At 45.2% G+C, this 14,010-nt stretch carries 10 protein-coding genes and 1 tRNA gene; 3 read left to right on the forward strand and 8 right to left on the reverse strand.

Going from position 1 to position 14,010, the window contains the following annotated elements:
- The first annotated feature begins 379 nt into the window (after window positions 1-379).
- Entirely contained in the window at window positions 380-3,907 is a 3,528-nt protein-coding gene (locus AC3A8L_RS13245; RefSeq protein ID WP_487962741.1) for an FG-GAP-like repeat-containing protein, read from the forward strand.
- Between the two features lie 31 nt (window positions 3,908-3,938).
- Here AC3A8L_RS13245 and AC3A8L_RS13250 read toward each other — a convergent pair whose 3' ends face one another.
- The 3 genes from AC3A8L_RS13250 to AC3A8L_RS13260 form a co-directional block, all read right to left on the reverse strand.
- Window positions 3,939-4,571 (reverse strand): cohesin domain-containing protein, encoded by a 633-nt coding sequence (locus AC3A8L_RS13250; protein WP_487962742.1) that lies wholly within the window; start codon window positions 4,569-4,571, stop codon window positions 3,939-3,941.
- 74 nt (window positions 4,572-4,645) lie between these two features.
- The gene (locus AC3A8L_RS13255; protein ID WP_487962743.1) at window positions 4,646-7,432 is read right to left on the reverse strand and encodes a dockerin type I domain-containing protein; all 2,787 of its coding nucleotides are present in this window, start codon (window positions 7,430-7,432) and stop codon (window positions 4,646-4,648) included.
- A 339-nt stretch (window positions 7,433-7,771) separates the two neighbouring features.
- Entirely contained in the window at window positions 7,772-8,302 is a 531-nt protein-coding gene (locus AC3A8L_RS13260) for a hypothetical protein (RefSeq protein ID WP_487962744.1), read from the reverse strand.
- 531 nt (window positions 8,303-8,833) lie between these two features.
- Here AC3A8L_RS13260 and AC3A8L_RS13265 point away from each other — a divergent pair.
- Together AC3A8L_RS13265 and AC3A8L_RS13270 are read left to right on the forward strand one after the other, a co-directional pair.
- Window positions 8,834-9,013 carry a plasmid mobilization protein gene (locus AC3A8L_RS13265; protein ID WP_487962745.1) on the forward strand — a complete coding sequence of 60 codons (180 nt, stop codon included), beginning with the start codon at window positions 8,834-8,836 and terminating at the stop codon, window positions 9,011-9,013.
- An 11-nt stretch (window positions 9,014-9,024) separates the two neighbouring features.
- Complete coding sequence (locus AC3A8L_RS13270; protein ID WP_487962746.1) at window positions 9,025-10,143, forward strand: hypothetical protein; 1,119 nt, start codon at window positions 9,025-9,027, stop codon at window positions 10,141-10,143.
- 47 nt (window positions 10,144-10,190) lie between these two features.
- Here AC3A8L_RS13270 and AC3A8L_RS13275 read toward each other — a convergent pair whose 3' ends face one another.
- The 5 genes from AC3A8L_RS13275 to AC3A8L_RS13295 all read right to left on the reverse strand — a co-directional run.
- Window positions 10,191-10,553 (reverse strand): hypothetical protein, encoded by a 363-nt coding sequence (locus tag AC3A8L_RS13275; protein ID WP_487962747.1) that lies wholly within the window; start codon window positions 10,551-10,553, stop codon window positions 10,191-10,193.
- The gene (locus tag AC3A8L_RS13280; protein WP_487962748.1) at window positions 10,550-11,137 is read right to left on the reverse strand and encodes a hypothetical protein; all 588 of its coding nucleotides are present in this window, start codon (window positions 11,135-11,137) and stop codon (window positions 10,550-10,552) included. Before AC3A8L_RS13280 ends, AC3A8L_RS13275 begins: the two co-directional genes overlap by 4 nt.
- 1,043 nt (window positions 11,138-12,180) lie before the next feature.
- Window positions 12,181-12,267: transfer RNA gene (locus AC3A8L_RS13285), tRNA-Leu, on the reverse strand.
- 159 nt (window positions 12,268-12,426) lie between these two features.
- Window positions 12,427-13,533 (reverse strand): RCC1 domain-containing protein, encoded by a 1,107-nt coding sequence (locus tag AC3A8L_RS13290; protein WP_487962749.1) that lies wholly within the window; start codon window positions 13,531-13,533, stop codon window positions 12,427-12,429.
- A gap of 10 nt (window positions 13,534-13,543) precedes the next feature.
- The coding region (locus AC3A8L_RS13295) for a hypothetical protein (protein WP_487962750.1) at window positions 13,544-14,010 on the reverse strand (467 nt) is incomplete at its 5' end.

Raw genomic sequence — 14,010 nt, forward strand, 5'->3', positions numbered from 1 at the left:
AATATAAGCGTGCAACTCAATCTAGACAGTTTAAATAGTTTGTTTGACAGGGTGGATCCATATAAGCAATTACCTACAAGCCATCTACGACTTTGTGCTCCTCGGTAATTGCTCCTGCATTACCTTAATAACGTATATCCCTATACGGATGCAATGTCCAATAAGAGACTCCTGTCTCGATGCGTTTTCACCCCCTTGCTATTCCTGCAAGGCCCGACGCTTGAATGCCCAGAAAACAATCAATTCGCCTTTTAGTTGGGCATTATTTCTAACCCACCGGAATAGTTACAAAAACTTCAACTAAAGCGCAACTTAATTGTGTTGCCGCCGTATATCGCAATAACAACCAATAACAAGGCAATATGTTAAGGATACGGTTATGCGATTAGCTTGGCGATGTAGCACACAACTCAAAGGCACCTCCAAAAAATTAGCGCGCTGGCTAATGTGGGTCAATAACCCGCCGTGTGCACTACTTTTCTCGGCTTTAGTGCTCGTTTTTTCAGGCTGCGATGCCAAAGACTTAACAAATTCTTCTACATCAATATCTGCCCCAGCCATTACCAATAGTAGTGACAGCCATCAACCATCGAGCAGTACATCATCGGCAATGGTGTACTCCAGCTCCAGCCAAAGCCTTAATGTTGAGCAGCCGAAGGCTTTTAATATCCCCGATATCTACTATGCAACGGCCGGCGTAGAGCTGCTCTTCGACCCCATCGTTATTGGTGGAGTACAAGACACGATTGAAATTTACAGCGACCTTGGCGAGATTAGCATCGACAATGGAGCGTATATAAAAGCCCCTCAAACCATAAGCAATGGCCAGCAATTTCGCCTAAAAGTCACCGCTCCTGAGCAAAGTGATAGTGAAATTATCGCTACCCTTACCGCAGGTAGTTACAGTACGCAGCATGCAATTCGCACTATCGAAGATGATCTAATTGACGAACCCAGCAAGCGAGATAGCGATGGCGATGGCACACCCGATATAGTCGATCACGCCCCAAACAATGCCGACTATCAATACACTTTTGAATGGGTTTCGCCCAGCCTTGGCTATATCCGCCACCCGATTGATGAAGGCAGTACCGTTGCTGTTGCCGAAGACTTCAACCAAGACGGTTTGATTGATATCGCCCAAGTGAGATATATCGGCGATGGCAAAGATGAGCTCCAGTGGGCTCAAGGGCTGGGGCAGGGTACCTTCTCTGAATTTAAAACCCTCAGCAGTTTAGATGGCTATCACTTGTCACAGCATCGAGCCGAATTAAGACTCAAAGTAATCACTCACAACCCAACCGGTAAGCCTCAACTGATTGTGCTTGGGCCACAAGCTGCGCTTTGGGAAATGGTCGCCAACCAATGGCAGAGTACCCCGCTAGCGCCATTTGCCAGCGGGGTAACACAAGTGCGTGGCCAGCTATTCAGTTTTTATGACCATACGCTCTCCACACCGCTTGCTAGCAATAGCCCCGACTGCCACTTCAATGATAACCCGTCCGGGCATCCTCACCTTGAATCGGCGAACTTTTATGGCAACCGCGATTTTATAGTGGCTTTTGACTTTGCCTTCCCGCTACTTTTAGGCAGTGTTGAAAACGGTAATATTGAGTGCTTCACAAACAACCTGGATTACTACGAGTATTATGAAGCGCTATTGAGAGTGGATTTCTACAGTCGTCAATATGTTGTTAGCGATATCGACAATGACGGTGATGAGGAACTCATCGTTAGCCACCAGGGCCGGGCAGGTCAGCACCCAACAGGCCTAAGCATTATCGATATGGAGCCGGGGAAGAACTTCTACGAGCAAGCCATTTTGGGACGGCATTCATTAAATAATGCCCGAACCCGCTTAACCAGTGTGGGTGTCAGCGATAAGGATAACGACGGCGATGACGATATTATTGGCGTGCAACAGCGCACTCTTAATAACGAAAGTAAACCAACCATTGTAGTATTTGAAAACCTAGGCGACAGACGCTTTGCCTCTAACTACATACCACTGGATAAAGCCATTGATTACTCCAATCATTTATCACTGGTGGATATCAATAACGATGGCCTAGTGGATATATTCACCGGCAGCCATTGGTTAGAGCAACAGCCGGATGTTATTCGCTACACCCACGTTTACAATTCGGCCTTAATCGACCTAGGGGCAATGGGCAATGATATTACCTACCAACTTCAAAACGCCCCCAGCGGTATCAGCATTAATGCAGATACCGGCCTATTAAGCGTATCGGCCCAAGAGCTTGCACGCACTATTGACTTGCGTTTAAGCGCCAGCGATGGCGTTACCACTCGTCACCGACTTATTCGAATTATAGCGACAGATAGCGATGATATTGATGGCGACGGCGTAATCGATAGTGAAGATTTATACCCACATAACCGCGCAGAGTCCGGCGATTTTGATGGTGATGGCCTGCCTGATAATGCCGATAACGACACAGATAACGATAGCGTTCCCAACCCGCTGGATATCGATGATTTTAATCCAAACATTCACACGGCTTTATCATGGCCAAACCTGAGTAATAGCTTTCAGAAAGACAGCTCTGCCATTCTCGAGGCTGACGACTGGGTGAGGCAAGCGGGCGATACGGCCAAGGCTGCAAGTGCTCAAGTTATTCGGATAGCTGAAGCCTTTCACCTTTTTGACCCAGCCAATGGTCAAGGCGATGCGACTTTTCTCTATCAAGCCAAAGACGGCTGTAGTACTGGTGGTAATAACTTCCAGAGTGCAGGCCAGTTGTTCTTCATCGAGTATTGCGGAACAATTCATGAAAGCACTAGCGATCTAGTACAGGTTTCTCTCGATAGCAAAAAAGTGAGCTATATTTCCTGGCCAATGGACAGCCCAGCGTGGACAGGTTTAACAAGCTATATCGACCCAACATCAAACCAAAACTTCCTTATTCTTTTTCAAATAGATCAGGGTAATGGCGAGGGCGAAAGTACCGACAGCCAAGGCAAGATAAATATCTCTAGCGCCAATATTGATGATCTTACAATGCATAATGAAGCAAGTCCGAGCAATGTTATTTTCAACCAGTACAACATAAAACCATCCGCCAGCGGACTTGATTTATCCAATATTTATACTTCCGATGTTATGTTAAGCGATATTAACCAGGATGGTAATTTTGATGTCATCATTCGAACTTTAAATGGTAACTATACGTTTATTAACGAAGGCAATACTTTTACCTACAAGTACATTGACGCATTGGCCGATGTAAGGGTGTTGCCATTATCTGGTACACACAACTACCAACGATTCACCATTAACAGCCTTGAGGGACGTTTTTTTGTTTCTGGGGATCTCACCTCAAACTATTCGCTCATACCAGTACCTAACACCGCCAATGGTTTGGTCAATTACAGTCCCAGTAATATGGTCGATTATAATCAAGATGGCGTAAGCGACTATATTGCTTCCGGTGGTTTATTTCAAAACACCTATAGCGATGCTATTTTAGTAACACAATCTACAAAAAATAGATCTTTGTCGATCCAAGCACTAAGAGATTTTAATAACGATGGTGTTATGGATCTTATTGTTAGAAATCATGGTAGCTTCAATGCTTTCATCGACACCCTCTACCTGCAAGTTCCACAAAAGACATTTGAGGCTACCGTCGATACCGGCTTATCGGAGACCTTAAGCGCCCAAATAGTTGATCAACAAATGGCAAGTTACCAGGTCAATACTCCTTTGGACTCACAATATTTTAATATTAAAACCGGTGAACTCAGTTTTTATGTCACCTCAACAGAGCACAACCAACGCCTAGCCGATGGTGGCAGTAATACCTACTATGCCTACATCACCGTAAAAAGCGAATTCTCCCAAGCGACTCAGTTGGTTGCCGTAACGGTAAGTGCGGTGAATTAGAATAGGAGTACATGGTGATCACATGGACCTATTAACTCCTTAAAATTAGGGTAGACGTTTTCCTTGATGATTTTTTCGCCGTTAACCAAGCGGCGATAAAAATGCCGATAAGCAATATTGCGAATGCAGCGATTATCAGTATTACCTCGATATCGAATACGCTGACTAGCGTTACTGATGCCTGTGCTTTATTCACGATAACAGGCTCTATTACCTGCCCGTCTTTGGTGCCAAATTTTAAGGTGTCGATAGCGAAGGTCGCCTGACCTTCGCCTTCAGCAGTAAATTGAATCGTCGCCAACGTACCGCTACCGCTGACTTCTTTTTCGGGGTGAAGTAAGGCGTGAATAAATTCAAAGTTCCCCGATTTTTGATCCACACTATTCTTAACCGTAAAGGCTTGTGGTTTGGTTAAGAATTCTTGAATGGCTAAGCCTGCTGGTTTTTCGCTAGGCTGAACTTTTAAATAATCAGCACTAAATTTTCCACTGAGCTGCACACCATAAACTTTTGGCATATCTTTGAGTGTGATAGTTGCTGTTATCACTTCGCCAGGGGCAACACGGGTATCAGAAAAGCTCACAATAGCCGTGGGTTTTGCGTGGGCAAAGGCTGTTGATAGTAAAAGTAAACACAGTGCAGCGGTATTTAAATAATTGTTCATCATTACTCCAAGGAGGAAAAGGGCTGACGAAGCAGCCCTTTTAAAAGTATTTTACTTTACTTTAAGGGGAATATTTATTGCCAGCTAGACGTAGGTAGAGCCAAACCATTAAATGCATCGCTAATAATTTTTATACTCGATGTGCCCGATGGTGAAGTCAGCGAACTGTGCATCATGGTGGCTTCAATTTCCCAGTCGCTTGGGCTATCCCCTAAACCCGCGGTTAAAGGTGTTGCCGCTAGTGATATAGCCCCGATATTTATTGTAACGTTACCGTTGTCATAGCCGATTTCTAATTGATCCATTAATAGCGGAACGGAAAAATTATCGTGCGTAGGAAAACCATCAATAAAGCTGTCTATCAAGAGGATGGGGGTGGGCGTTTCGGCATCGTAATAGGCGGTTATAAAGTTGCCGTTGTCTGGGTTTCGCAGTGAAAGCGTATAAGAACTTTGCATACCGCTTAACTGAATACCAATGGCAAACTGATCAATATCGGTAGGTTTTGCGTAAGTGAAGGCCGTTGCTGATGCGCCAGGGAAGCCCGCATCACGCTGCCAAGTGAATTCGTCGGCAGCCGTATTCAGTGACGTTGTACCAATAGACGGGGCTATGGTTGTGGCGAAAATCACCGAGGGATCAATTTGCGGAACAATGGCGGATGGATCGCAGCCGTTAATACCAAAGTGGCTGCCTAAAATCGTTAAATCAAAAATATTGATAACATCGTCGCCATTAAGATCTGCCGCGGCCGAAAATTCGGCATCACCCATATTCGAGCCATAAGTTGCTGAAATTACCGTGAAATCGGCAATATCAATAATACCATCGCCGTTAATATCGCCAGCGATCATTGTTTCATCACTCATCACCGTAGTGCCGCCATTTTGGGTTTGCGTAATACTGCAGCTATTCACATATTGTGGATGCTGATAGCTCACCACCCAAACGCCATCTTTTAATGCCGTAAAGGTAAAGTTACCGTCGGCGTCGGCAAGGGTCGATACCGTACGATCGCCCAATTGAATGCTCACCTCAACACCGCTTGGGTCGGCGCCATTAGGTAAGGCAATTTTTCCGGTAATGGTTGCGCCATCAGGAGTATGTATGCCGTCATCAATGGTGATACTGGCATTCTCCATTTCTAAGATAATAGGTTGTCCATTAATATCAGCTGCGCTAGAAACACAGGTAATATCCAGCGTTGTACTGCCCACTTCAAAGGCCGAATAATTAAGCGTGGCAAATGTTCCCGAGCCATTAATGGGTAGCGCGGGGTTCATTAAGCTTAAGCTACCGCGCCAATCGCCGGGCGCTGGGCTGTTGAGTAGCATGGGTATTTCTAAGCGTGAATTCGGATCGAATAAATTGCCGTAGTTTGCGCCATCTAATGTTGCCAGCGTGGAATCGGCAAAACAATTAACCTCCAAGCCATAAAGGTCGGATGACGATACTTGAATATCAACACTGAATAGTGGGTCGGTAATGGGGTCAACTGTGGCGTGTGAAGGCGAAATCGAAATGCGCTGTCCGCCAGCTTCTTCGTTATCAAGGCGAGCAACAAAAATGTCCGAGCTGCCATTATTGTCGTTAGCGACGATGGACGCAGAGTGCGATTCGTAGGCAATGTAGAGTGCATTACTTGATATGCGAGGCATGTAAGCGCCGTCGAAAATTTCATTATTATTGAAATCTAAATTCACGCGTTCTGTTATCGCGGCTTCACGATCAAAAACGAAAATGTCATCAAAACCGTTAAAATCGTTGCTAACAATGTTGTTTGCATTGGACGCATAGGCAATATAACGCCCGTCGGCAGAGACCGAGGCGCGATAACTAAAGCCATTCGCGGGAGTGCCATCGTGGGCGAGGCTGACCAGCTCGGTAGTATTAAGGTCTCTATCGTGAATAAAAATATTATCGTTGATGGTGGGAGTATTGGGCACTAACTCCGGTGCCATTGATTGAAAAACAATAAATCGCCCATCAGCCGAAATATTTGGATCATAGCTACCGAAAAAAGCTTCGGTACCGGTGCTACTCACGCTGACACGTTCGATATTGGCGGTTGCTATATCATAGACAAAAATATCATCGACACTATTGTTGTCCCCGGTGACCAAATTTGAGGCAAGTGATGTAAAAACAACGTGAGTTCCGCTGTCTGAAATTTGTGCCATATAGCTCCCGCCATTGGCCTCGGCGCCACTGCTGGATACGCTAATGCGCGTTGTTGTTTCTGTTTGGCGGTCGCGTAGGAAAACATCATTAAGACCATTAAAATCATTAGGTACGAGTTGATTATCCTCAGAAATAAATACGACGTATCGTCCGTTACCGGAGACACTGGGCTCTGTACTCCAGAGTGTGGTTTGAGCCCCCGAAGTACTTACGTTAATGCGTTCTGTGGTACCTAATTGGCGATCGCGTAGAAATATGTCGTCCCAGCCATTGGTATCGTTAGGTACTAAATTAGTCGCATTCGAAGCAAATACCACATAACGGCCATCCGCCGAAATATCGCCAAAATCACTATGCCCCATAGCTTCATTACCGGCGCCATCAACATTCACGCGCTCGGTAATACCCGTTGTACGGTTGCGCACAAAAATATCGGTAAAAGCATTAAAATCATTGTCCACCAAATTGGCGGCATCGGAAGCAAAGGCTACATATTCCCCGTTTTCCGAAATGCTGGCCATATAGCTAAAGCCATTCGCCTCGGTACCAGTATCGGAAATATTAGCGCGCTCGGTTGCCAGCAACGCTGCCGAAGAAGAAATTGAAACCGTCAGCGTGCAAGCGGCAACAACGATGCGAGATAGCGATAGTTGTGTAAATTTTATGGGTTGAAAAAACATGGTATTAATAACACTCCTAGGCGAAATTAAAGAACTTCAATCCAAGCCATTTTTTATGAAAGTACTCATAAAAAATGGCTTGGATTGAATCGGAAAATTAAGGATAGGAGGGAATAAGCAAGCCGCAAGGCGATGAATAATCGATTAAGGAATAACTCGGCGGTAGATGTATAGCGATGTTGAATGGCGCAGGCCGTCACTCGTGAAATATGGATGTCGTCTAGTTTTTTGGGTGAAAAAGGGTGGTGATGGGTGTCAGTATTGTGATGGTGCTGATGGGGTGGTTAGATTCGCCACAGCGTGCTGGCGAGCTTAACATTACGGTAGGCTAATCAACTTTTACTCTACCTCGGCACCAAGGCCGACGAGCACTTCAATAATTTTGTCGTTGTCCAGCCGCCATGGCGGAAAGCCGTTAAATACTTTCATTACCGTCTTTTCATCACTGTAAAGCGCGGTAAAAAATATCCCACTCTCCACGCGCCCATTTTCAATATACGTGACTGGATTAATGGCGGTGGTTTGCACAGGAATTAAAAGCCAGCTATCAATTAGCGCATGCTGCTTGCCTGAATAGCGAAAACTATGCCCTGCCATTAGAAAAGTACCAACAGCGAATAGCGTAAGGCCAATTTTAACAAAGGCTGGGAGGTTGTTTCGGCTGGCGGGAATGATAAAGCAAACCAACAGGCAGAGCAGAAGTAAGCCGCAAGCCAACCATTGTGTGAAATAGGGCGCTTGAACGATAACCTCTAAAGAGCCACTGCCTTTATTGGTCAGTAAAGGCAATTGCATGGCGCTAGTGAGTAAAGCTAGCACTAGGGCAATAACAGCGAAAAGTATTGCGCGGTGGTGTACTTGCTTGCCCATTAATATTCGAATCCTATGCCTACAATATTGGTTTTATTTTTACTCAGGGCTTGCTGTACAAAATAAGGTTTCTTCGATCGCTTATTTAATGTATTCAAAACTTGCGGTAGCGCAATGGTCATTACTTGCTTTCTGAAGCGTCGCGGATTGGTATTGTGCTAGCGTTACCGCTAGTGAGCAAGTGCATTGCTATTGGCACTATAAATATCGGTAGCATCAAAAGAGGTTTACTTGCTATGGCAGACGATTTTCAGACTAATTGCCGGAAATGGCGTTTTTTTGGGCTTTTTAGGCTTTGGGTTGAAGGGTAGCTTCAAAGAGGGGTTTAGCCGGAATTGTCCGTCTGGTGAGTACGAAAACGAAGTTTGAAGTGGTGCCCAGAGGCGGCTTTGAATTTGTTATTTAACCTATTGTTTTAAAAGGATAAAATGTTTCACCTAGGGTGTTGGTAGCACGATAAGTAGCACCACTTTGATCGGGCTGGGTGCCTTATAACCATTATTTCAATGATTCCCTTTATGAGGTGTACTAATGGCTAAGAAAACTGAGCAGATCGTGTTTAGAGTCACCAAAACTATGTATCAACAGCTTCAGGATAACGCCGATGTTCGTGGCATGACTGTTAGTGACTACCTTCGTTGCATAGTAAAACCCTCAATGTATCGTCATGGCGCTTCACTCGGTAGTCGTGCGATGGGCAATAATCACTAAGGTGTTGATCAATGGGGTTAGCAGGGACAGGCACTCGTTTGATTACTGTATGGAAATTGCTGATCGTTTTTTACGCTCAGCGCACAGTCTCTTTGTGTCTTAGTGGATACCTGTCCTGTCACCTAGCTTTCGATTTCAACACCTCAGTCTATGGGGGGTATTATTTCTCATCGAAATATCCGGTTGTATTAAGCCACGGCACTAAAGTGATTCTTGGTACAATAGCTTTAATTAATCCCTCTACCCAAATAATCATGCATGCGATAATCCCCCTTCTCTATATCCTCTTGATTTTCAACAAAGATCAGCTCAGTAATGACTCACCTTACCGTGTATGCGTGTTCTCGTTGGTTGGAATGAGTTATTTTGTGTTTATACAATACATTATGTATTACTACTGGGTGTTTCCATCAGATAGCCTATTGCAGTACTTACCCAGTGTGGTTGTGGTCGGGGGAGTCTTAGGGCTTTGCTTCTCGCCTTGGGTCAAGCGAGCAACCCCCGTTAAAGCAGTAATTTGTGGTGCCGTGTTTCTAACAGGCACTTTATCTTCATTGATATTCGATGTCGAAATAAAAGAACGGATTGCCGTCGCAGGCGGTTTTTATCGGATTGGACCGCAGCAACGTCATTTCGCCCGACCCGCAGAGCTAGGCTCAGAGAATGTCGAGTTTAATAGGGTCGGCTATAGTCTAGAGCGGCTGCAGCAATGGAGTCATAAGACAACTAGCTCCGGTTATGATTTTCTTACTGTTGAGAGAGAGAGTAAAATACTTGCCGAAATGCGCCCCAACTGCTTTAAGGAGTTAGGCGTGGACACGCCTAACTATATAGAAAACAGCTTATTTTCAATGGCGGCGGAAGGTCAAGAGCATAAGGTTGAATGCATCAAAAGCAAAGGGCATAGAGAATGCATAATTAAAGTAAAATATAATAAAAATCATGACACTGTAGAGCGCTGGAGGTGGTTTCGATATTCGACAAAGAACAACGTAAATGCCGAATTAGATATTTTGTTTTATAACAATCAAAGCGAGCTAAGGGCAGAGGCCGCTTTTATGCTGAAGTCTCTACAGCTATTGCCATCCGTAAGCGATGTATACTGCTTGACACCGGCCGAGTGGCTTTAGCATACCCTTATATTGTGCTTTTACCTGTTAGGCTAGCCTGGTAAGGCTTATTGTCCTACTGTGTTGGCGTGATCTTTTAAGGGTTGGCAATCCCATTGCATTTTTAGGCTACTGACTGCAGCATCTTTAAATAGCTGATATCGTTGCGACGGCTCGGCTAAGCTCACCGCTGTCCACGCGATATATGCATCACTATTTGAAGATAAACTCTCTGTTAACGACTTATCTAGCGATGCGTATTTCTCTGCAGTATCCATAGTATCGAATTTAGGCTCTGTACTTAATGCAGTAAAAATGTCACAGAATTGATCAAATTCATTTTCCTCTGCTACTAGCTCTGTATTGCTGTTCTCTGAGCATCCCCAGAAAAATAACAATAAAAGTGGAAAAATTATAGCTTGCCGACTCATTTTCGAAGAACCTCCCAGTTAAATTTCCCTTGCCCATTTGGCCTGTAAGGCTTTACCGGGCGATACATTTGCACGTAATTAGCGGGCGCATAGTCAGCAACTAGTCGGTCTCTCGCGTCAGTAATATATACCCATAATCCCTGGCTGGTTACCCAAGCTGTACCACCTCGGCTAGCAATAACCATTGCGTTTATTTGCGGAGAGGATGCTCCATAGTTGTAACACGCTTTAATGAATTTGGCGTATTTTGCGGGCTCCTTCGATTTGACAAGCTCGAGTTTTTGGCTGATATCGTCGTCTACAACAGCCTTAACTAAGCCAGTTACTATGGAGGCAGGAGCAGAGAGGAATCCAGAAAGGTAGATCCCAATATCCACCGCACCTGGAGAACCTCCCTCTGCTGCGAAGTTTAGAGCCCAGGTGGCAGGGGTTACTAAAGCTCCGGCAACTTTTTTCCCTACTTGCTCCAAGCCGATTGAAGCAACAGTACCGCCTGTTGTTTGTATTAGATTTTTGTGGGTTTTAACTTTTTCTGCGACTGTATCCATTAGTATTTCCTTAAAATGTCCTGAGAGGTCGAACATCAATCTTACCCAGATGAAGTGGCATGATCAATGCGTATTGCCAGATTCAAATCGGGACACCGCTTCAAATCTGGACCATACCCCTATGTGTCAGGCTAGTTGTCACATCACCTAAGGGCCGAGGAAAAAATACTTTATCCAACAATACTTGCCTCCTACTTCCTCAACTGCGTTGCCCAAAGCGTTACATGCCCCGGCATGCGCCCCTTCGAGCGCCTTGCTGAGAAAACAGGCGCCTTCGTCTAATTGGACAAACTATTATTGCCTCGCCCCTAACCCATATACAGGGTAATGGATTGATGACAGGCTATATCCAAGAACAACGCCGCTCAATAGTGCAGGATTACCGTAATAGCGACCTCAGTTTGCGTGAATACGCAACCGCTCACGGAAACCCAAAGCGCGTATTCGTAATATCGGCGCGGATGATCTTGATGAGCCGGAAGGGTTTGCGTCGGGCGATATGAAGAAGTTTATTGAAAGCCCTGAATAATTGAAAGGGGTGAGGATGATGAGCGAAAAGACGATTAATAAGCCGCTAACCGAGCAGGATAAACAAACCCCCGCCGATGCCGGGCGAAATTGACCCCAAAAATGCGAAAGTGAGCGTGTTTTTAGCCATGCAAAAGGCTAAGGGAAAAATGAAGATTAAAAAGTAAATTCCCCCTGAATTGTTGACCGGTTTAACCGCGTAATTAAGTAGATTTAATTTATGCGGCTGCCTGAGCGGTAGAATTCGTGGGCTGCTCGTAACAGCCGTTTTCGCAGGGTATTGGAGGAGCTTAGATTTGCCTGAATTATAACTTGGTCCCCAGAGGGTGGTTTGAAGTAACAATTCAACGATAAAAGCATTATCGGGCATAGCGCTATAGAAAGTTTTAGCCGGAATAGTCCGCTAGGGTAGTACGAAAACGAAGTTTGAAGTGATGCCCAGAGGTTGGGTTGAAACGCAGTTTCAACGATAAAGGCCTTATCGCGCATAGCGCCGAAAAAAGGTTTAGCCGGATTAGTCCGCCAGGGCAGTACGAAAACGAAGTTTGAAGTGGTGCCCAGAGGCGGACTTGAACCGCCACGGCCGTGAGGCCACTAGCACCTGAAGCTAGCGTGTCTACCAATTTCACCACCTGGGCATACGTAAGTTTTGTTTAGACTGCTACTTGACCAATGCAGTGATCTTCATAATCCGACAGTTTGCGCGTTGCGCAAAGTCTACCCGTCGCTTCCGGCCCCTTATTTTATGTGACTAAGGTTCCGAGAGGCGGCGAATATAGAGATCGTGCCCGTGATTGTCAATCTTCTAACTCAAATGATTTGCCTATACATTCAATGGATTCGTCTTCAAGTAAAAAGCAGCTATAGCCTGGGCCAATAGCTTGTTGTATCACCTTCCCTCTAAGGGGGATTTTTTGGCCAGGGGCGGGAATTTCATCGGTATGGGTTGGGTCTATTTGGTTATGGTAATTTAGGCCCCAGCAGTAAACACTGCCATCTTTTAATAGTGTGCAGGCGTGGCTCTCGGTAACGGTAACTGCTTTTACATGCTTACGCACTAGTTTCAGATCCCAAGTATCTGTAGAGGTTGGGCTAATAAGTGGGGCATTGCAGTATGCGCTGTCTAGCGTGTCGATAATGCATAGACCGGAGCCGGCTAGCGTTTCAGCAGTGTAAGATTTTACGTTCTCGCGCTTGAAGATGACATTGTTCGCGCTCATTTGGTCGAAATCGCCTAACTCGGTGTAACATCGAAGGGTGTTTTTTTTGTCGATAAGGCAGGTTTCATCGCCGCCAAAAAATGCATCTTGAATATTTTTAAGTCCGCTGTAGCGGAGAAGATGAGCGTGTGGACAATACAGTGTATTACTACTTAAGCTGCAGACAACGTTATGAGAAAGTATTAGTTTTGGCGTAGGAGTGTTGTGCATTGAACCGAAGCCCTTACCTATAAGGGTTTGAGCTAATAATGAATCCCCGTCAAATTCTGGTGAGAGACCAGGCAATAAAATTTCGGCATCCATTAGGCCATCCTTATAATAAGTATTGCCCCAGCACATTATTTTTCCAGATGCGAATGTTGCGCAAGCATAATCGCCAGTTTCTAGCGCGCCGCCGGGGCTCGTTGAGCCCTGCCCGAATATTTGAACAACCGTGTGACCCTTAGTCTCGCCAAAATTTACGGGAAATAGCAGAGTTTGCTCATTCTTTTTTGTGTTAAGTTTCCAGCAATAGACATTTTTATTGTTTGTAATGGCGCAAGCCAACGAACTAAGGGCAATGACCTTGGTGGCTTTTAAGTCTTTAAGCTGCTTTGGCAGATTAGTCGCTGGCTCTGCGGTTGAACAGCTACAAGCAAAGGTTACGAGAGTCGCACTTATTATGGTTATGATTAGCTTGCGCATTAATTTTTCCTTAATTTAACTCGAAAACGCTACGATTGGTAAATAGGCTAAAGAGGGTTTCTTTTTTGCCTACGTCTGCTGGAATTGGGCAGCTGCACGTTGTGCTGGTAGGGGGAGCTATATTGCCTAGTGGCGAAAGTAGCGCAAAACGCACCACAATATAATTGCGCTGGCCCTTCTGTATTTTATCTCGCGCGTGAGGATCTTGAGTTCCATCACCACCAAAAAGTACCCCCGTTTTCTGCGCTGCTCTTTGTTTGGTGTGTCGGGCATTGGTATCGCTTGTTGTTAGCAGTTTGATTTCCCCGCCAAAAAGTGGATCTATTGCTGTAAAGCTGCCATCGCAATTTTTCTTGGTAATCAAAATCCAGTGATCACCCTGAGAGCTGGATTTGTAATCAACATGCGCTGCGGCCGGGTGGCCTTTAGTTAGGTGGCTGGTTAATTTTGTGAGGTCCGCTTGGGATAAATTGCTGT

The sequence above is a fragment of the Marinagarivorans sp. genome (assembly GCF_982758155.1).

What these genes read in the sequence shown, in the direction of transcription:
- AC3A8L_RS13245 (WP_487962741.1), top strand. Translation starts at nt 380, where the DNA reads ATGCGATTAGCTTGGCGATGTAGCACACAACTCAAAGGCACCTCCAAA.
- AC3A8L_RS13255 (WP_487962743.1), bottom strand. Translation starts at nt 7,432, where the DNA reads ATGTTTTTTCAACCCATAAAATTTACACAACTATCGCTATCTCGCATC.
- AC3A8L_RS13275 (WP_487962747.1), bottom strand. Translation starts at nt 10,553, where the DNA reads ATGAGTCGGCAAGCTATAATTTTTCCACTTTTATTGTTATTTTTCTGG.
- AC3A8L_RS13250 (WP_487962742.1), bottom strand. Translation starts at nt 4,571, where the DNA reads ATGAACAATTATTTAAATACCGCTGCACTGTGTTTACTTTTACTATCA.
- AC3A8L_RS13265 (WP_487962745.1), top strand. Translation starts at nt 8,834, where the DNA reads ATGGCTAAGAAAACTGAGCAGATCGTGTTTAGAGTCACCAAAACTATG.
- AC3A8L_RS13290 (WP_487962749.1), bottom strand. Translation starts at nt 13,533, where the DNA reads ATGCGCAAGCTAATCATAACCATAATAAGTGCGACTCTCGTAACCTTT.
- AC3A8L_RS13270 (WP_487962746.1), top strand. Translation starts at nt 9,025, where the DNA reads ATGGGGTTAGCAGGGACAGGCACTCGTTTGATTACTGTATGGAAATTG.
- AC3A8L_RS13260 (WP_487962744.1), bottom strand. Translation starts at nt 8,302, where the DNA reads ATGGGCAAGCAAGTACACCACCGCGCAATACTTTTCGCTGTTATTGCC.
- AC3A8L_RS13280 (WP_487962748.1), bottom strand. Translation starts at nt 11,137, where the DNA reads ATGTTCGACCTCTCAGGACATTTTAAGGAAATACTAATGGATACAGTC.